The 20697-nt window shown below is 43.8% G+C and carries 17 protein-coding genes and 1 riboswitch; of the genes, 4 read left to right on the forward strand and 13 right to left on the reverse strand.

Annotation, left to right across the window (positions count from 1 at the left end; genetic code table 11):
* From GC102_RS16140 to adh, 7 genes are all read right to left on the reverse strand, one after another.
* Positions 1-5426 (reverse strand): OmpL47-type beta-barrel domain-containing protein (locus tag GC102_RS16140; protein WP_171690471.1); only part of this gene is annotated, 5426 nt, incomplete at its 3' end.
* 90 nt (positions 5427-5516) lie between these two features.
* Positions 5517-5609, reverse strand: a riboswitch (cyclic di-GMP riboswitch).
* Positions 5610-5960: 351 nt separating this feature from the next.
* Positions 5961-6419 carry a hypothetical protein gene (locus GC102_RS16145; protein WP_171690472.1) on the reverse strand — a complete coding sequence of 153 codons (459 nt, stop codon included), beginning with the start codon at positions 6417-6419 and terminating at the stop codon, positions 5961-5963.
* 34 nt (positions 6420-6453) lie between these two features.
* Positions 6454-6900 (reverse strand): hypothetical protein, encoded by a 447-nt coding sequence (locus tag GC102_RS16150; protein WP_171690473.1) that lies wholly within the window; start codon positions 6898-6900, stop codon positions 6454-6456.
* Positions 6897-8093 (reverse strand): ParM/StbA family protein, encoded by a 1197-nt coding sequence (locus GC102_RS16155; RefSeq protein ID WP_171690474.1) that lies wholly within the window; start codon positions 8091-8093, stop codon positions 6897-6899. Before GC102_RS16155 ends, GC102_RS16150 begins: the two co-directional genes overlap by 4 nt.
* Positions 8094-8540: 447 nt before the next feature.
* Complete coding sequence (locus GC102_RS40070) at positions 8541-8690, reverse strand: RNA polymerase factor sigma-54 (RefSeq protein WP_312883296.1); 150 nt, start codon at positions 8688-8690, stop codon at positions 8541-8543.
* 63 nt (positions 8691-8753) lie between these two features.
* Positions 8754-9119, reverse strand: coding sequence for a DUF779 domain-containing protein (locus GC102_RS16165; RefSeq protein ID WP_171690475.1), 366 nt, complete (start codon positions 9117-9119; stop codon positions 8754-8756).
* Positions 9120-9131: 12 nt separating this feature from the next.
* Positions 9132-10652, reverse strand: coding sequence for an aldehyde dehydrogenase (adh, locus tag GC102_RS16170; protein WP_171690476.1), 1521 nt, complete (start codon positions 10650-10652; stop codon positions 9132-9134).
* Positions 10653-10891: 239 nt separating this feature from the next.
* On the opposite strand from adh, the gene GC102_RS16175 reads away from it, so the two are divergent.
* The 4 genes from GC102_RS16175 to GC102_RS16190 all read left to right on the forward strand — a co-directional run bounded on the left by GC102_RS16175 (position 10892) and on the right by GC102_RS16190 (position 14709).
* Positions 10892-12643 (forward strand): sigma-54-dependent Fis family transcriptional regulator, encoded by a 1752-nt coding sequence (locus tag GC102_RS16175; RefSeq protein WP_312883298.1) that lies wholly within the window; start codon positions 10892-10894, stop codon positions 12641-12643.
* Positions 12644-12762: 119 nt separating this feature from the next.
* Entirely contained in the window at positions 12763-13737 is a 975-nt protein-coding gene (locus tag GC102_RS16180; protein ID WP_171690477.1) for a helix-turn-helix transcriptional regulator, read from the forward strand.
* A 62-nt stretch (positions 13738-13799) separates the two neighbouring features.
* Complete coding sequence (locus GC102_RS16185; protein WP_171644175.1) at positions 13800-14195, forward strand: VOC family protein; 396 nt, start codon at positions 13800-13802, stop codon at positions 14193-14195.
* 4 nt (positions 14196-14199) lie between these two features.
* The gene (locus GC102_RS16190; protein WP_171690478.1) at positions 14200-14709 is read left to right on the forward strand and encodes a DinB family protein; all 510 of its coding nucleotides are present in this window, start codon (positions 14200-14202) and stop codon (positions 14707-14709) included.
* A gap of 39 nt (positions 14710-14748) precedes the next feature.
* Here GC102_RS16190 and GC102_RS16195 read toward each other — a convergent pair whose 3' ends face one another.
* The 6 genes from GC102_RS16195 to GC102_RS16220 form a co-directional block, all read right to left on the reverse strand.
* Positions 14749-15738, reverse strand: coding sequence for an asparaginase (locus GC102_RS16195; RefSeq protein ID WP_171690479.1), 990 nt, complete (start codon positions 15736-15738; stop codon positions 14749-14751).
* A 124-nt stretch (positions 15739-15862) separates the two neighbouring features.
* On the reverse strand, positions 15863-16585 hold the full coding sequence (locus tag GC102_RS16200) for an amino acid ABC transporter ATP-binding protein (RefSeq protein WP_171690480.1): 723 nt from the start codon (positions 16583-16585) through the stop codon (positions 15863-15865).
* Positions 16582-17238, reverse strand: coding sequence for an amino acid ABC transporter permease (locus tag GC102_RS16205; protein WP_171690481.1), 657 nt, complete (start codon positions 17236-17238; stop codon positions 16582-16584). The genes GC102_RS16200 and GC102_RS16205 overlap by 4 nt, the downstream gene beginning before the upstream one ends.
* A 98-nt stretch (positions 17239-17336) precedes the next feature.
* On the reverse strand, positions 17337-18146 hold the full coding sequence (locus GC102_RS16210; RefSeq protein WP_171690482.1) for a transporter substrate-binding domain-containing protein: 810 nt from the start codon (positions 18144-18146) through the stop codon (positions 17337-17339).
* A gap of 288 nt (positions 18147-18434) precedes the next feature.
* A complete protein-coding gene (locus tag GC102_RS16215) occupies positions 18435-19328 on the reverse strand; it encodes a response regulator (protein ID WP_171690483.1) in 894 nt (297 codons plus the stop codon).
* A complete protein-coding gene (locus GC102_RS16220) occupies positions 19303-20616 on the reverse strand; it encodes an ATP-binding protein (RefSeq protein WP_171690484.1) in 1314 nt (437 codons plus the stop codon). The genes GC102_RS16215 and GC102_RS16220 overlap by 26 nt, the downstream gene beginning before the upstream one ends.
* Positions 20617-20697 lie beyond the last annotated feature (81 nt).

Raw genomic sequence — 20697 nt, forward strand, 5'->3', positions numbered from 1 at the left:
CCTTCTGTCGCGGTCGCTGTAGTTACTGGTGCCGTGCGGTCAATCTTCACTTCTACGGTTTGTGCCTTCTCTGCGTTGCCCGCTTGGTCAACCGAGTAGAAGCTGACCTGACTCACGCCTTCTTGACTCACTGTCACGCTTGTGCCTTCTGCATAGACTCCTCCGTTCACGGAGTAAAGCGTCTTGGCTACGCCGCTTTGATCATCTATTGCTGCCAGCGTCACAATTGCTTCCTTAGACCATCCTTGAACAACACTTGCCTTTGTCAACGGAGCCATTTTGTCAATCTTCACATAAATGATTTTTGTCGCTTCCGTGTTGCCTACTTTATCTACAGAATAATAAGATACTTTATTATTGCCTTCTTGACTAATAGTAACGGCAGTTCCGGACACGAAAGCTTGGTCGTTCAAAGAATAGAACGTATTTGCCACTCCCGTTTCATTATCGGTTGCCGACAATGTTACTGCTGCAATTTGATTCGTCCAATCCGCTGGTGCAGTTGCTGTCGTTACCGGTGCCTCAGTATCGATGATCAGCTTTGCCTCAACTGTATTGGAAGGATCCGATTCACCAAATGAATTACTATACGAAGATACATAATACAGGTGGTTAGCATAAGATAGGTTATTTACTGTGTAAGACAGGTTGTTTAAGTTTTTAACTAGCAATATCGGTTGTCCATTTACAATTTCATACACGTTATAACCATTAGCGTACGTGACAAAATTCCATGTAATTACAGCGCTTGTTGGACTTAGCAGCCTCGAACTTGCCACTGGGGACTGCATATCAGGGAAAATAATATCAAAATTTAACCGATTGGAAGGTGCAGACTCTCCAAACCGTGTATTATAAATCACTAATTCGTAATAATGGTTTTTTTCTGTCAGGTTGAATAGCTGGGTTGTTAAAGCCGCACCTTTGTACATTAATTGGCGAGTATCGCCTGTCACCTCATAAACGCGATATTCATTGGCCCAAGTTGCCGTCGTCCAAGTTAATGTTAGATTATTAGCATTCGTGACTGTTCCTTTCAATTGCGATGGCTGAAGTACCGGCCAAGTTAAAGTAAAAGTTGAGAGCCCTGCTAACGGCGATTCACCGAATCGATCACTATAGGAGTAAATTTCATAATTGTAGTCACTTTCTGGCATGTTGGTAAACGTTACGGTTGTACCCGTTTGTGTTTTTTTCAATTCTCTTTGACCATCTACGATTTGGTAGACACGATAAGCCGTAGCGTACGTTACGGTTCCCCATTTTAAAGTAATGTCATTGCCATTCGTGATACTTTTTGTCACATTACCCGGTGCTTCCATAACTGGATGTACGAGTGTAAATGAGAGCTCGCCTCCCTCTGGAGACTCACCGAAGCGACTGCTGTATGAATGAATTTCATAGGTATAATCTCCAGCAGGCATGTTGTAAAATCCTATCGCTGTGCCCGTCTGTGTACTTTTCAGCACCTTTTGGCCATCTACAATCTGATAAACTTTATAGGTAGTAGCATAAGTTGAAGTTCCCCACAATAAAGAAATGTCGTTGCCATTCGTTATACTTTTCGTCACATTAGCAGGTGCTTGCATGATCGGATGTACCAGCGTAAACGTGAGCTGCCGTCCCTCTGGGGACTCACCGAAACGGCTGCTATAGGAATGCACTTCATAGGTATAATCACCTGCAGGCATATTGGTATATGTTACAGTTGTTCCGGTCAGTGTGCTTTTCAACACCTTTTCACCATCAACTACTTGATAAACTTTATAAGATGTAACGTAAGTTGAAGTTCCCCACTTTAAAGTAATATCATTACCATTCGCAATTGTCTGCGTTAATGTAGCAGGTGCCTGCATCACAGGGAAATCCAATGTAAAGCTTACACTTGCTCCATCTGGAGATTCCCCGAATCGAGTTCCAACTGAATGAACTTCATAGGTGTACTCTCCTTCAGGCATGTTTGCAAAAGTAAATGTGGTTGCTGTTTGCGATTTCTTCAGAACTTTCTCACCGTTAATTACTTGATAAATGTTATAGGATGCTACATTAGCCACGGCCCCCCATTGCAGGGTGATATCGTTGCCATTCACAATCGTTTGAGTCACTTGATCCGGTGCAGCAGTCCAATTCTGATCTAGCGTAAAACTAAGCTGACTCCCCTCTTGCGATTCACCGTAACGAGTGCTGTATGAATGGACTTCATACGTATAGTCACCCGCAGGTGAACGAAGATAACTTACGGAAGTAGTGGTCACAGTGCTTTTCAATACCTTCTGACCGTCAACGATTTGATATACCTTATAAGAGTTGGCATAAGGGACTGTTCCCCACTTAAGGGTAATGTCATTACCGTTTGCAATCGTCTGGGTCAGACTTCCCGGCGCTTGCATCACTGGGAAAACCATGGAGAGGTTCACTTTACTTCCTTCCAACGACTCTCCGAATTTGGTACTCACAGAGTGAACAACATACGTATGATCCCCAGCTGTCACATTCGTGTATGTTACGGTTAACGTGGTCACTGTGCTTTTTAAAACCTCTGTGCCATTCACAATCTCATAGACTTTGTAGCTGTTAGCATAGGGTACTGTATCCCACTTAAGGGTAATGTCATTACCGTTTGCAATCGTCTGGGTCAGACTTCCCGGTGCTTGCATCACTGGGAAAACCATGGAGTGGTTCACTTTACTTCCTTCCAGCGACTCTCCGAATTTAGTACTCACAGAGTGAACAACATACGTATGATCCCCAGCTGTTACATTCGTGTACGTTACTGTCAACGTGGTCACTGTACTTTTCAGAACCTCTACACCATTCACAACTTCATAAACTTTGTAGCTGTTAGCATAGGGTACTGTATCCCAAGTTAAAACCACATCGTTGCCATTCTGTACTTTAGCTGCCAGATTACCCGGCCCTACCATTGTCGGAAGAGTCAAATTGAAGCTTACCTCAGCACCCTCCGGGGATTCTCCTAAAATCGTTGAGTAGGAATCAACTACATAATGATAATCCCCACCAGGAATATTAGTATAGGTTACGGTTAGGCCTGTTAATGTGCTTTTCAGAACCTTTTGGCTATCAATAACCTGGTACACTTTATAGCTCGTTGCGTAAGGTACTGATGTCCACCTCAAGGTCAGATCATTCACATTTGCCAAACTGTAAGTCAGGCTAGCCGGAGCTTGCATCGTTTGCCCATTCAAAGTGAATGTCAATTGCACGCCGTCTACTGATTCTCCAAATCGTGTTGAAACCGTATGAACTTCATACGTATAATCACCAGGCTGCATATTGGTATAAGATACCGTTGTTGTAGCTACTGTGCTTTTCAATACTTTTTGACCATTAACTATTTGATACACTTTATAGCTGTTACCATTTGCTGCTGCGTCCCAGTTTAAAGAAAACGCCGTAGCCGATGTTACACTCTGCACCAAATTGGTTGGTGGCAGTATCGTTGGAAGTACGATAGAGAAAGTTACCTGAGCACCTTCAGCCGATTCTCCAAATCGTGTGGAATTCGAGTGAATTTCATACGTGTAATCTCCTGCTGCCAGATTTGTATAAGTTACCGTCGTACCTGTCACCGTGGATTTCAATACTTTTTGACCGCCTGAAACTTGATACACTTTGTAATTGGTTGTATTTGCAACAGCAGTCCATGTTAATACGACATCTGTCACATTTTGAACCTTTGCAGTCGGATTTCCCGGAGCTGCCATGGTTACAGCATCTACCGTAATCGATACCTGGCTCCCTGCCACGGATTCCCCATATCGATCGCTATAGGAATGAACCTCATACAGGTAATCGCCAGCCGACATATTTGCATAGGTCACAGTCATTCCGGTTACTGTACTTTTAAGTACCTTTGCACCGTCTACGATTTGATACACTTTATAAGCCGTAGCATTAGGTGCAACCGTCCATATCAGTACGATGTCATTTACATTCTGAAATTTGTATGCGAAATTCCCCGGAGCAGCCATGACTACTTCCCCTACCGTTAAGGCAGTTTGTGTTCCTTCAGCTGACTCACCAAAACGGGTGCTAACAGAATGAACCTCGTATACATAATCACCCGCAGGCATGTTAACGTAGGTAATCGTCGTGCCCGTCACAGTGCTTTTCAGTACTTTTTGATCACCAATAACTTGATAGATATTATAGGAGGTAGCATTGGGTGCAACCGTCCAAGTCAGTACAATATCAGTCAGGTTTTGCAGTTTGGAAGTAAACGTTACCGGAGGAGTCATCGTAACCGATCCTACACTCAAGGAAACCGTACTGCCGTCTACCGACTCGCCAAACAAGTTATTGGACGAATGAACTTCATATACATAATCGCCTGCCTGCATATTCGTAAATGTAACCGTCGTACCAGTTACTGTGTTTTTCAATATTTTTTCTCCATTGATAACTTGATACACCTTGTAAGAGGTCGCGTTGGTCGCAGCGCTCCAAGTTAGTACCAAATCATTCACATTTTGAAGTTTAAAAGTTAGGTTGCTTGGCGGCACCATTGTTCCTACGGTTAATGAAATCGTGCTACCCTCGACAGACTCTCCGAAACGGTCACTGAAAGAGTGAATTATGTATGTATAATTTCCAGCGGGCAAATTCATATAGGATACGGTTGTTCCCGTTATTTTGCTGCTTTTTAATACTTTTTGATTATCAATAATTTGATAGACATTATAGCCAGTTGCATAAGCAGTAGTATTCCACTTCAGTGTAACGTCATCGGTAGCCACCGTATACGTTAAACCGCTAGGAGCCGTCATCGTCGGGTAGCCGACAGCAATTTCTACCGGTGCAGAGTTTGGAGATTCTCCGTACAAAGTATGACTAGCTGTTACCGTATATGTATATATTCCCTCTGCGACATTGTTGACGGTAAAAGTTCTCGCTGTCCCCGAATAGACTAACTTTCTTCCGCCTTCTTGATTTACATACAAATTATATGTTTGTACATTAGGAGCTGTTCCCCAGTTCAAAACGATATTATTGCCATTCTGTATGGTGTACGTTAAAGTGGCCGGGGCAATCATATCCGGATAAGTGATATTGATATTCACCGGAGCACATGGGCCCGATTCGCCACCTGAACTTAAAGTAGACACCACATAACTGTAAGAGCCCTCAGTCAGGTCATTCATGGTAAAAGAAGCTGTTGTCGTTGTCCCGACATTGATAAGCTGCCCATAGGTGATGCTGTATACAGTGTATCCTGTAGCTCCATACACCGGACTCCACGTCAATTTCACATCATCAGGCGTCAGAAGTTGAGTAGCAAGATTGCTCGGAGGTAAGATGGTTCCGTTGTCTGTTGCTCCCCACGCATGTAAGGCTGGAAAAATTAATTGAACAAATAAAAGCAGTGTGAGAACCATAGACATTTGTCTTGATTTCTTCATTGACATCTGACTTCCCTTCTTATAATAAGGATTGATAGATCTCAAAAAAAAGAAAAGAACCTTAAACAAGGTTCATAGAAAAACACTATGATTCCCTGTGGTAACCGGCTGCCATTCGCGTTTTTTAATACGCGTTTCAGGCCCTTGGCTTTGCGTCTCACAGTTTCCTGTGATTTGCCCTTTTCACTTGAGATTTCGATACTTCTATCTCTGCCATAATACTATATTCCTAATAGTTTGAATAGGTAAATTTAACTATAAAGTCATTCTCCGTATATATTCTAGTACTTTTGATCTTCTTAATTAGTTAAAAAACCAATAATTTTCCTATATTTATAAAACTTGCATTATAATTCGACAATATTTGATTGGATACCCCTTACATAAGATGTTGTATACTATATGATTATCGAACTATTTAGAGTCTTTCCAACTTAAAAATAGACCATGCTTCTACAATCGTAGATAGCATGGTCTATTTTAAGTACCATCAGACTTGCAGGGTGTTTTACAAAATTGATTCTGTCCGTCCGCTATACCTTAGTTAGCGATTCTGCTCCATACAGGGTACTCTTCCAAGTACCCATATTCGTTCAATTCCTTAAGAGCCTTGCGTATGCTATGTTCATCCTCGCCCGATTCGCTGGACAGCTCCACTAGATCGTCTAGGTCGATGTTCGGGTTCTCTTTGCAAAACGTAAGCAAGCCCTTTGCAGCCCAGGAAAGTCGATCGTCTTGGAAATCTCCCACCATACGGCGGAATATTTTGTGCGAGACAATTCTCAGCTCCACGAGTTGCTGTAAAGATTTAGTCGCCTGCTTGATATTCATGCGACCGAGCTTAGCAATATCAGATAATCCTGGAATGTTCGATTCCGAAGAAAAACATTTCAAGACGATAAAGGTCATTTGTGTATAAATATCCATACCGGGATGGTGAAAAACTTCATCTGAAAGATTAAAATGACGCGCTGCGTCCTTAGCTTGTCCGTTGTCCATCTGATGTCCTCCTTTTCATTACCATGGAGTTCACCTACTCATTATTGTTGCCATGATCCGAGGATTGTACTAGCTTTCCCGAATTGTGCCGAGATTGCCGGAATATTTGCGCCAAGCTGAATTTTTTCTGATCATTGGCACCCGGGATCTCCTTCTTTGGCTGGTTGAAATCATCATTCGCTTCATGAGCAGGTTCAATAGGCTCTGCCGACTCCATGTCACTATAGCTGTCTGCTAGAGAAACGGCATTATCCATGTCCGAGTCTATTTCTTTCCCGGGAAATAATTCTACAACAGGTCGCTTATTCGATTGCTCTTCACGAACATATCTTGTCAAAATATCCATGATGCCTTGACTGAAAATGCCTTCCATTTTCAACTGATTCAAATAGTCGATGACCTCAGGCGGTGTATCTGATGGAATATAGAGTGTAACATCCTTACCGGAACGAACGTAAACGGTGGATCTCCGCTTTTTCAATCCGAACCGCTCCCGCTCTCGGATAATCCTTCAGAATCAGCACTGGCTGCCGCGGTTTCGTCCTCATGTTTCAGCGCGTGGTCAAGCATAAGAAAGGTGCCTCGCACATTTCGGAATTGGCTGTGTTCCACGGTATCAAACTTAATGGGCAAGCCCAGCTCGGCGTTTAATTTCTCAATCCAAGGCTGCAACACGACCGCTCCACCGCCGATAAACCAAAACTCGTTGGCGTAGCGAACATGCTTCCAAGAGTTGCGAGCGTATTTCAACACTTTCTCCGCTAATATGCGCATATGCCGATTAATAAGGCTTGTCATGTCAAAGACAACCTTACCCTCCGCATAAATCTCATACTCTTTGTTGACCAGCATGAGAGTTAATTCCGCTGTGCTTGCGATCAACTCCTCGCCTTGCGAGTTAACCTCGTTGCGAATGCTCTCTAAAGCATCATTGAGGTAGATCTTAGCACCAGTAGAGTGCCTCTGATCCAGATCGAGACCGGGTTTGAAGAACGCGATATCCATGTCAACACCACCTACATCCGCGATACCAAAGCCTTTGTGGGATAGATGCGATTTGGAAGTGGCCTCAAGGTCGTAAACACCGGATACATCGTCTATGCTGATATCGGTTGGAAGCGAAAATTCCATTTCCACCGTTATCCCTTTAAATATGGGGGTTGTCCCGAATGTAACGGAATGTACGCCTCCTGTAATCTTATTAGCAAATTCCTCACGGAATTTCGTTATTTCACGAATCGGCAGGCCCGTACCCAAATTGACAGCGGCTTTAATCCGCTTCTTCCCACGCCTGATGGCATCCTCATGTTTCTTGGCAATGGCATACGCCGCAGCCGTAAGGAGAGTCACCATCGTTTCGGGCCTCTGGGCCTTCTTTTGCACCGCTTTATCCCCTACTATTTCATGAATAATCCCTTCGTCACCGATTGCTAAGTTACCCACGTAAACATGCCGGTACTGATCGCTCTCAATCGAAGGCGATGTAATCTGCACGTCAAGAAAATCCAAGGGATCACCTTGTTCCATCAAAAGAAATCGTTCACCAAACGGTTGCGCTAGTACATTAGGGAAAATAAAGTTACAGTCCAAATGGTCATAAATCACTTTAACGTGACTGCTGCCATTATCAATAGACAGCGTGATGGTAGTGGTTAAGACTTCGTTCTTTGTCAAGTCTATTCCCCTCTCCGGTGGCCTTATTTGAGTTTATATAAACATTCGCGCTACTAGGGCCAATTGAGAGGGTATTTGGAGGAATTGGTATTTTTAGCAGCTAGCTGGAATGAACTTTAAACTTTAAAGTTTAGAATTTAAGATTCAAGATTTAAGCTTTAAACTGTACGATTTAAACGTTAAGGTTTAAACTTTAAAGTTTAGAATTTAAATATGAAGTTTAAACTTTGTTTCTGGTTGTTTGTAAAAGTTGATGCCACGCAGGCTAGACATCGCTTGCCTGTCCGTGGAATGTTGTATTTTCTACAACTTTTGGCAAGCAAATAACACCATTTCCACGTGAATGTTGCAAAAAACACAACAATTCCAGCCAAAAGTAGCTCCAAAGCATAGAAAGAGGCTAAATTGTTGTACAACATGCAACATCCTTAGCTTGCCAGGAAAAAATCAAAGAAATTGTTGCAAGCTGTACAACTTGCCATTATTTACGGTACGGCTTACCGTTGAATCATGCACATGCAGCCTTTCTGTGATTTGCTTCATGGTCATAGGCCGAATATGAGAGGAACCTTTCTTGTAAAACTCTGCCTGCAGCACAAAATACCCTGCTCCCTTCGTCAAGGAAGAGAACAGGGTTCTTGATTCTATCCTATAAAAAGCTTAGAGACCTAACACACGCCGCTCCTCATCCGAGAACATCCTCGAGCGAGTCAGAAAGCGTCGCCCTTCCGGCCCCTCAAGCGAGAACATCCCGCCTCTGCCGGGCACCACATCGATGATGAGCATCGTATTCTTCCAATACTCGTATTGCGACTTGCTCATATAGAAGGGGGCGCCGCCTATATCCCCTAGCCATACGTCGCTGTCGCCGATTAGGAACTCCCCTTGCGCGAAACACATCGGAGAGCTGCCATCGCAGCAGCCGCCGGATTGATGGAACATGACAGGGCCATGCTTTGCCTTTACGATTTCGATTAGCTCTAGAGCGGCATCGGTAGCAACAACCTTGCTCACTTCTATCGTCATCGTACGGCTCTCTTAGAAGAAGCCCAGTGCGTCGGGGCTGTAGCTGACGAGTAGATTTTTGGTTTGCTGGTAATGGGAGAGCATCATTTTGTGATTCTCGCGGCCAATGCCCGAGCTCTTATAGCCTCCGAAGGCTGCATGAGCAGGATACGCATGGTAGCAATTCGTCCATACGCGGCCGGCTTGAATACTGCGCCCCATCCGGTAGGCCGTGTTCATGTCGCGCGTCCATACGCCGGAGCCAAGACCATAGAGCGTGTCATTCGCGATCGCCAGCGCTTCTTCCTGATCCTTGAACGTCGTAACGGAAAGAACCGGTCCGAATATCTCCTCTTGGAAGATCCTCATCTTGTTATGCCCCTTCAGAACTGTCGGTTGAATGTAGTAGCCTTCGGAAATCTCTCCTTCCACCTTTGCCCGACCTCCGCCGATCAGGCATTCAGCACCTTCCTCTGCACCGATATGGATATAACTCATAATTTTCTCAACCTGCTCGGTAGAGGCTTGTGCACCAATCATCGTTTCCGTATCCAGAGGGTTGCCTTGTTTGATGGCTGCGACTCGCTTCAAGGCTCTTTCCATAAATTGATTATAAATCGATTCCTGAATGAATGCGCGTGACGGGCTGGTGCACACTTCTCCTTGATTCAGGGCGAACATCGCAAAGCCTTCGAGCGCTTTATTGAAGAAAGCGTCATCACTTTTGACCACATCCTCAAAGAAAATGTTCGGCGACTTGCCACCCAGCTCCAAGGTGACTGGTATCAGGTTTTGCGAAGCATACTGCATAATTAAGCGGCCTGTCGTCGTCTCGCCGGTAAAGGCGATTTTCGCGATGCGGCTACTCGAGGCAAGCGGTTTACCGGCTTCAAGTCCGAAGCCGTTGACGATATTAAGTACGCCCGGCGGCAGCAAATCTTGAATGAGCTCCATCAGCACCAGTATGGATGCCGGCGTTTGTTCAGCTGGCTTGAGGACGACCGCATTTCCGGCCGCAAGTGCCGGAGCAAGCTTCCATGTCGCCATAAGCAGTGGGAAGTTCCACGGTATAATCTGACCGACGACGCCAAGCGGCTCATTAAAATGGTAGGCTACCATATTGTCATCCAATTGGCTGAGCGAACCCTCCTGGGCGCGAATGCATCCTGCAAAATAGCGAAAATGATCGATTGCTAGTGGCAGATCAGCCGCAAGCGTTTCCCGAACCGGCTTCCCGTTATCCCAGGTCTCGGCAACCGCGAGCATTTCCAAATTCGCTTCCATGCGATCGGCAATTTTATTTAAAATGACGGCACGCTCTGCAACGGGTGTGCGCCCCCATGAGTCCTTTGCAGCATGCGCTGCATCTAAAGCTAGCTCGATATCCTCAGAAGATGAGCGTGGAACCTCGCAGAAAACGCGGTTATTTACGGGTGATGGATTGTCAAAATATTGGCCCTTAATAGGCGCAGTCCACTGTCCTCCGATAAAATTTTCGTACCGTTTTTTAAATGTAATCTTTGATCCGTTTTGTCCAGGTTGTGCATAAATCATTTAGCTCAGCCTCCTTAAAATGGAATACGTTAAATATATTAGCAAGGATCGTGCCAACATATTGAATGCCCTCCAATAAGACAATATGGTGCGCGCTTACTAGTTTTTGTTCCGCTCTGAAACAACGGAAGTGTTCCATTTTGGGACATTCTTTCTTTCAGCACTCCATTAATAAAAGCAACTATGATATGATCGGGTTAGGAAACTGATTGCAATGGAGGTGTTTATTTTTGCTATCCGTGGAAAATAACTTTTTATCAGAAGCGGCGGCGTCATCTTGGAAGCGCTGTCACGAACTTGGTTTAATGCCCACCGACCCCATTGACGATGACATCTTAACCGGAAGCCACATTCAATCTCTATTAAGGCAAAACGAGCAAACCATACATTACACGGAGCAAATATTCGAGCAAATGCACACAGGCATCAAGCAATCCGGCCAGATGGCGCTGCTTATCAATACGGAGGGAACCATTATTCACACGGTCGGAGATATCGATTTCTCCCGCCGGGCGTTAGCGGTTCAGCTGCAAGTTGGAGCAAATTGGACCGAGAGAAGAAAAGGAACAAATGCCATTGGTGTCGCCCTCGCAGAGAAAAAACCCGTACGTGTGCATGCCGAAGAGCATTATTTCAACTCCAATCACTTCTTGACCTGCGCCTCAGCACCCGTCTTCAATTCAATCGGCGAGCTGATCGGTATCATCAATATTAGCGGCAAACAAGAGAATTACCACGCCTATACGTTTACACTTGCCTGTATGGCAGCCCTTTCCCTGCAGAACAAAATTCTGCTGGAGGAGTCGAAGAAGGAGCATCTCATTACCCTCAGAGAACTTGAGCATTCCTCACAAAATCATCCTTTACCGCTGCTCTCTCTAAGCCGTGATAACCGCATCCTTCGTGCTAATCATGCCGCTATCCGCATTGTTGGAAGTGACGCCATTGGCAAAGTGTTTACGAAGTTGGAAGGCTTTTCGATCGAAACCATTCATAATGAGCATCAGAAGCTGTGGCAGTCCGTCTCCATTCAGAAGCATGCGGCAAACGAGCAGCATTTGTATACGTTTAGAGATATTGTCGGCACGTGTCCGGCCCTCATAGAGAAGAAAGAACTGGCCAAGAAGGCGGCAGCGACTGATTTTCCTGTCTTATTATTGGGTGAAAGCGGTGTGGGGAAAGAATTGTTCGCGCAATCCATTCATACCGCTAGCACCCGGTCGGCTGAGCCGTTCATTGCACTGAATTGCAGCGCCATCCCGGACAGCCTGGTCGAGAGTGAATTGTTCGGATATGCTCGCGGCGCTTTCACGGGAGCAAACAAAAACGGCAATGCCGGGAAATTCGAGGCCGCGCACAAGGGTACTATCTTCCTCGATGAGATAGGTGATATGCCGCTTCGTGCACAGGCTGCTTTATTAAGAGTACTCCAGGAAGGCATGATTACTCCGGTAGGCAGCGCGAAGAGCAAAGCAATTGATATTAGAGTCATTGCAGCAACGAATAAGGAATTGGCCACGGAAATTAAGGCTGGCCGATTTCGGGCTGATCTGTATTACCGGTTGAAGGGGATACATATTACGCTGCCGTCCTTACGAGAAAGAAGCGATATTTTGACATTAGCCGTGCATTTACTCCAGAAGCATGCTTCGCCCTGTCCATTCCTAACGGAAGCCGCGCAGCAGAAGCTGTTAACCTACAGCTGGCCGGGCAATATAAGAGAGCTTAGCGGCATTCTTATGCAGGCGGTCTTCCTAGCTGGAGGACAGGCGATTGACGCTGAGCATCTATCGTTCGAAGAATCCGATGAGGCTGTGCAAGCAGGATCAGGCAAAGATCACCCACTCTCGTTGAAGGACGCGGAAATCACAGCGATCAAGAAGGCGCTGAAGGCCTCGGAATGGAACCTTAGCAAAGCCGCCGGACAATTGAAAATCGGAAGAACGACGCTATATCGTAAAATTGAGGAGTACGGCATAACGTTATTTTAAGCGAAATATTAGTTAGACATAGCGCCCTATCTCTTTGAGATTGGGTGTTTTTTTCATCGGTCTGTCAATGGTATGATGGAGCCATATGGATAGGATTTCCTAGGAAAGGAATATGAATTATGTCAAAAGCAGATCATATGCTTTCTATCCTCTGGTTGCTCAAATCTCAAAAGCGAATAACAGCTAAGCAGCTTGCTGAGAAGCTGGAGATTAACATCCGAACCGTCTATCGATACATCGATGCTTTATGTGCCAGCGGAGTCCCGATTATTGCCGATTCCGGGCACAATGGCGGTTATAGCTTGCTCGGTCATTTCAATGAAGCTCCGCTTGTATTTGATCTAGATGAACAAAAAGCGTTAATTCACGCAGCAGCTTTTGCCCAGGAGGCAGGGTATCCGTTTGGAGAGAAATTAAGTCAGGCCGTCGCCAAGTTGAAAATGTATACCAATGAAGAACAACTTCATCAAATCAATCTACATGAGCAAGGTCTTGATGTCATTCTCCCCCAAGCTGATGCTTCGCAAGTATCTCTGCTTCAAGAAGTGGAAATGGCGGTGGCTCAGAGCGTGACCATATTTATGCATTATCAAAAAGGCTACGGATCTGTAACAGAAGCTCGTCATTTGGATCCTTACGGACTTGTTTGCTGGAAAAGTAAATGGTATGTGGTAGGTCATTGTCATCTTCGTAAAGAAATTCGAAGCTTTCGTATCGATCGTATTCGAAAGTTGGAAAGGGCGGAGAAGACTTTTGAACGGCCTGCTGATTTCTCGGCGCGCAAATTTATCCTTTCAGGTGTGCTGCCTGATTCGGATAAGCCGGATGAGCTCATATCTGTCAAAATTACTGGAAGAGAGCAAGCACTAGATGATCTATGTGGTCATTGGTTTCTGGCCCATGCGTTGGTAGAACGTTCGCAGCTTGAAGCCCATTTTAAACTGGAAGAGCGATACATCCTGTATGATCTTCCCTACTTTCTTCTGACTTATGGAGGGACCCTTCGCATTAAAGAGCCGCAGCTGCTCCAAAACCAAATGATTCAGGTAACGAAAAATTTACACAATTATTATGCGGCGGCGCAGCTTGACTGACCGTTTCTGTCAGTGAAGATGGGCTACAATGGTTCTTAGGTGAATCCTAAGGAGGAATGATCATGAATTTATTACAAGTTCGTATATTAGTAGATGATTTTCACAAAAGCGCAGCTTTTTATAGGGATCTATTAGAATTGAAAGCTGACTGGTACGAGGAGTCGATGGAGTACGCGTTGTTTAACACAGGCGCTGCTCGTATCGAGCTGCTGTCCCGCAAAGCCATGGGCGAAGCACTGGGAGAAGATTTGGGGCAAAGCGGCAGCTATGCAACGAATTTTGTACTCAATATTGAAGTTGAAAATATAGATGATACCTACCATCGTTTATCCGATAAAGGCATCGAATTCGTCAAAGAACCATTTAATCATCCGACATGGAATGGACGACTTGCCCATTTTCGGGATGCAGATGGCACATTAATAGAACTCTATCAAGCAAAAAAGAAGGAGGATTGATCCGATGTCTACGCAAACTCTCAAAAATTATGAGTATCATGTATGGGCTAATAAGCGGGTTTTCGCGCGTTTAGAGGAACTGCCGGAGGAGATCTTGCACCAGGAGATGAGCAATGTATTTCCAACCATCTATGCCGGACTTGTCCATATATATCGAGTGGATAATGTCTGGTTGTCCGGCATAAAAGGAAACAGCTATGAGCAAGTTAAAGAGCTGCTCGTCACTGTTGAAGAAAAGACTACAGGGAAAAGCATGAAACAACTAGAGGCCGCCTTCTCTGAGCTCGCTGAGGCTTACAGAGCCTTTCTGAATAGCGGTGCCGATTGGCAAGCTGTGAAAGACTTTCCGCATCCAACCTATGGTGTCCTGCATGCCAGCAACGAAGAGCTTATCCAGCATGTTGTTAATCACGGCACTTACCACCGCGGCAACATCACTTCTATGCTCCGCCAGCTCGAACATGCAGGTGTATCTAGTGATTACGTGTTTTACTTGTATGATGTAAATAAGTGAAATTAGATCCGCTACCGTAATAAGTCGCTTTTTCGCTTTTTATAAAGTGGTATCATCGGCGATCGACATTTCCATCATTTCCTTTACCTCTTTGAGGTCATTGGTCTTCCCTAATGCCCACATCAATTTCGGAACGATCGCTTCTTTATTCATATCCTTCGACGAAATAATCTGTTCTCTGCCTACTCTCCGCCCGACTTCATAAAGCGTCAGATCGCCGCCTTCTTCCAGACATTGTGTCGTAATGACAACAGCGACTCCAGCTTCTATAAGCTCAATGATTTTGGGAAGAAGGTTGCGCCCTTGGGTAGGAACCCCTCCTAAACCAAAGCCTTCGATAATCACACCTCTATAGTGCTGCTTCAGATAGTCAAAAAGCTCAGGCTTCGTACCTGGATGCAGCTTTAACAAAAAAACATCAGGACATAGCGATATGTCCAGCTTCATCTCTTGATTCCGAACAGGTTCAATAGGCGTCGTGTACTTGATTTCATCGCCTTCAAAGTAAGCCACATAAGGATGATTTATGCTTTCAAAGGCATCGTAACTGCGGGTTCTGACTTTCACGGCTCTTGTCCCGTTAATCACCTTGCCATCAAAAACAATAAATACACCACCAATGTCTTCACACGCAAACTGTGCAGCGTTACGCATGTTATGGATGGCATCTGTGTGATTGTTGTGGATTGGAACTTGAGAACCTGTAATAACAACCGGCTTACTTAAGTTTTGCAGCATATAGGAGAGCGCGGCTGATGTATAACTCATCGTGTCCGTTCCATGCGTGATGACAAATCCATCATAATCATCATAATGCTTATAAACGGCTTCCGCGATGCGGACCCAAAATTCAGGCTGCATATTCGTGCTGTCAATTTCCATCAGTACGTTACTGTCTACCTGATACAGGTGATTTTGTGCCGGCAAATAGCTTATCAGTTCATCGGCCGTCATCCCTGGGGTCAATCCATCCTCCCCAACCACAGATGCGATGGTTCCACCCGTAGCTAACAAAAGTATCTTTTTCATAGGAACGTTCCTTTCGCGTGGTTTCCGGTTACATAAAAGAGCAGCATGTAGAAAACCTCTATCCAGGCCGTTCAAAGATGAGCGACCTGCTAGAGGTAAGTTTATATAACCATTATAAATCCATCTATAGGATTTTGCTAAGAAATGCTTGGGTACGTTCGTGTTTGGGTGAATCGAATAGTTCAGAAGGTGTTCCTTCTTCTACGATGTACCCTCCATCCATGAAGATTACACGATCTGCCACTTCACGAGCGAAGCCCATTTCATGCGTGACGACAATCATGGTGATTCCCTCATGGGCTAAATCCTTCATGACTTGCAGCACTTCGCCAACCATCTCGGGGTCCAAGGCCGAAGTCGGTTCATCGAATAACATCACACGTGGATTCATAGCTAGCGCACGGGCAATGGCTACACGCTGCTGTTGTCCGCCAGACAACTGGTCAGGGTACGCATCCCGCTTCCCAGCCAAGCCCACTTTTTTCAGTAGTTCCATGGATTTTTGTTCATTTTGCTGCTTATCTATCTTTTTAATGTATTTCGGGGCTAGCATGATATTTTCCAATACGGTCAGATGAGGAAATAAGTTAAAGAGCTGAAAAACCATACCTACATTTTGGCGTAAATGATCGATATTCGTGTTAGGTGAAGTCACTTCGACATCGCCGATCACAACTTTTCCAGATGTCACATCCTCAAGAAGATTAAGACAACGTAGGAATGTACTCTTTCCTGATCCAGAGGGTCCAATCACGCAAACCACTTCTTTCTCTTGGATCGTAGTCGAAATATCTTTCAGCACTTCGTTCGTACCGAATTTCTTTTTCAAGTTTTGTACGACGATCATTTGGAAGCATACCTCCTCTCAAATACGCGAGCTAAGCGGGATAACGCATAGATGATAATAAAGTAGATGACACCCACGACTCCCCAAATCTCAAAAGCACGATAGTTGGCAGAGATAATAATCTCCCCGCTCTGTGTCAGCTCGCTAATTCCGATGACGGACAAAAGGGAAGTATCCTTAATACTTACAATGAATTGATTGACGAAAGCAGGTATCATCCGGCGAATGGCTTGTGGTAAAATGACCAATCGCATCGTCAACCATTTGCTTAATCCCAAGGAGCGCGCCGCTTCCATCTGTCCTCTGTTAATAGAGTTAATGCCCCCGCGGAATATCTCTGCTATATAAGCACCAGCATTCAAACTGATGGCAATAATACCTGCGGTTTCTGCCGGTATCCGAATATCAAAGAAAGCAGGTATACCAAAATACTCAAAGAAGACCTGTACTAATAGCGGCGTTCCCCGAATGATATCAACATAAGAAGAAGCAATACCCCGAAGAATTTTACTAGAAGAAACATTCATCAAACCCGTAATTAAACCTATAAGAAATGCGATCGGTAAAGAGATGATAACAATTTTAAAGGTAATTAAAGCGCCTTTCAGCAGCATGGGTAGTGCATCTAAAATAACCTGCAACGAGGAAGTCACCGGATCAACAACCCTTCCTTTTTAATGGAATTCATAATGACGCTAACCTTCTGAGGCCCATGGAACGTTGGGTGACAAAAGGTTAGCGCTTGTGTTATCTATTTAGTGGATTTTCCCATATACGTGCTGATAATTTCATCGTATTTTCCGTTAGCTTTTACCTTTTTGATTCCATCATTAATTTTTTTCATCAATTCTTCGTTTTCTTTACTCACCGCAATACCATAGTTATCGCCGTTCAAACGATCCCCAACAATTTTCAGCTTGGAATTCGGATCAACTGCAATCTTGTACGAGATCACCGGAAAGTCTTCAATCGTTACATCGGCGTTTTTATTGGCGACTTCTTGATACATGGCCGGACTATCATCGAAATACTTCACTGTAGCGCCATATTTTTTACCATATTCATCTGCTAATTTTGCTCCGGAAGTACCTTTTTTAATAGCAATGACTTTCCCCTTTAAGTCTTCAGGCGTTTTGATTGTTGTATTATCTTCTCGGACGATTAGCGAAAGTCCGGCTGTGTAATATGGATCCGAAAGGGCAACAACCTGTTTACGTTCGTCCGTAATACTGATACCAGCTATAGCGCCGTCCAATTGTTTGGATGTAATAGCAGGTATAATTCCTTTAAAATTCATAGGTTTTAATTCAACTTCAAATCCCTCTTCTTTGGCAATTGCGTTGATTAAATCAATATCTATTCCAATGTACTTACCATCTTTTTGAAACTCGAAAGGGGGATACGTCGCATCTGTACCAAACGTGTATTTCTTAACTGCTGCTGCTGTTTGTGCAGGTTGCGTAGTCTGCGTTGACTTATTATCCGTAGTTGCACCATTTCCACAAGCACTAAGTGTTAAAGCTATAACCGTTCCCAGTACTACTGATAAACCTTTTTTCATGTAAGAACCCCTTTTCTTCTATTAAATTTGAGATCGATTAATTCGATCAGTTTGTAATTACATACTACCTTCCGCTCTACAGCAACATACAGAATCCTACAAAAACAATTACACGACATGAAAATAAAGTTTACATGCACGGCAATTAATTTTACTTGAAAAATTTGTATCCGATTACATTTCGTATGGGTATCTGTTTCATGTGATGATATATCACAGTGAAATAAAAAAAGGAATCCAAACCTCTAGTCCTTACTGTTCCCAGACTTGAGAGGTTGAATTCCTTACTCAACTATTTAATTTTTCTAGGATCTCCATATAAAAAACTTGTAAAAATTTTTTGATGTTTACTTTTCCTTTATCAGGTTGCAGTTCTTCGTCCATGACTTTCATCCTCATTCGAATATCTTGGAAATCAAAGTACAGCGGCGCATAATATTCAAACTTAGGATTACTATAATCGGTTAAACCAATGGAAGCCATATTATTTAAAGCAGCCATAATCGTCCTTCGAATGCGTTGTTCAATCGCCTTACTTTCTTTCTCAATATCTTTCTGGCCTTGTTTATAGGTGTGGGCGACAGACTCGTACAATTCTTTTAACGGAGGGAAACTAGTTGCCTCTCTATGTTCGATGGCATTCTCCATTAAAGCTATGATGTCCTTACTGCCAATCTCACCGATGATTCCCAAATCCATTAGAATGGTCTTCACCACATCACGAACTTTTCGTTCTTTACGGGGGGAGGATGGTCCGGCAATATCTAATTTAGCTAAAGATTGCTTGATCTCAGAAACATACCGCTCATATTTCCACTGCTCATTAACTTTGCTCAGTACGTGCTCTACTTCTACGCGATTAATCGGCTTATGAATAAAGAACTCGATTCCTTTTTTATAAGCTTGTCCTACCATGTCCTTATTTTCAATTTGTGAAATCATAATAAATTTTCCATCATACCCACTGTTTTTTAATTGCGTGATTGTCTCAATACCATCCTGATCAGGCATTAATAAATCAATCAACACGACATCCGGTTTCGATTTAAGGATCATTCGAGCCCCCTCAATTCCACCTTCCGCCGTCCCCATCACCTCGCCAATGCCGCATTCATCAATAATATCTTGCAACATACTTCTGCAAACGACATCATCATCAACGATCATAATTGAAAGTGCCATCGACTCTACCCTCTTTAATTAGACTTGTTAGTGGGAGACGAACAACAAACTGAGTACCGCATGCTTTCTCCGATGATGCTACTGCGATACTCCCCCCAAAGGAAAGAACAATATCCCGTACATGAGAAAGACCGATCCCGGTTGCTGCTATCCCTTCTTCATTGTATTTTGTCGTGTAACCTGGTTCGAAAATAAGCTCCTTCTTATGATCAGGAATTCCTTTTCCAGAATCTATGACGATAAAATATACGTCGTCTTCTTTTTCAAAGACCCGAATATGTATGGTTCCATTTTTCTCTATAGCTTCTACCGCATTGGCAACTAAGTTATTTATGATCGTCAGCAAAGGCACATAGTGCGTCGTGTTCAGATTAAATGCCAGTTCTTTTTCAATGATAACCTTTTTCTTTAGCATTTCACTATATTCTTGATTTCCCTTTACGACAAAGTGCATGATCTCCGAAAGACTCATATGGACGACTACTTCACTATCGAATAATTTCAATAAACCTGCCAAAATACGTTGGGAATCCTTCTTTACTTCATGGATTTGTTGAGCAATTCCTAGCGTACGCTGACTATATCCTTTGAGATTATCCTCATTTAATTTCCGATAAAGATCATAGCTATCCGCGGTAATCCCCTCTATAGTATCCATAGCTTTTTTCAAATAAAAAGCTTCTCCATATAAACCAGAGTTGATGTTCAGCATCTGCTCCATCCGCTTTTCCTGTTCAGCATGAAGTAACCGCATCTGACTAATAGCGATACTGTTGTACAGACCGATTGCAAAATAACTGCGTACCACAGCTATGACCATTATAAGCAACCATTCTTTAAAATAAAAGGTATTCGTACCGAGGAATACCCCACGCAGTAAGAGCTCCGTTTCATTAGAAACGAAGTCAATTAATGCGATATATCCACCTAACATGAGGGGGTGAAGTTCGTTCAATTTTCTTCGAAGCTTACTCATACCAAGCGCGAACACGACATAGTAACAACCGGCTGCCACATTATTCTGCAAGCTCTCCAGGATCGTATAAGAATGAACGTGAGTGATCCAATCTCCAGACTGAACGATCATGCTAACAATCCCCGTTAGGATACCCGTTTTCACATAGGGTAAATGCGGCATAAGCAATAAAAAAAACAAAAAGATACTAACCCCAAGACCGATGCGGAAATAATCGTTGCTAAAGGGATTTATCTTGAATTGTGCGCCCGTGGCCGTAGCAATAGCGATTATGATCATTTGCAATCTTTCGTTTTTGACTAAATTCTGCATCTTTCGATTTGCACCTTCTTGGGGGGTCAGATTTTATCCGCTACCCATGAACTAAAATTCTAATGCTTTATACTAACATAC

Origin of the sequence: Paenibacillus germinis (assembly GCF_013141785.1) — a bacterium.
GTDB lineage: Bacteria > Bacillota > Bacilli > Paenibacillales > NBRC-103111 > Paenibacillus_E > Paenibacillus_E phytorum.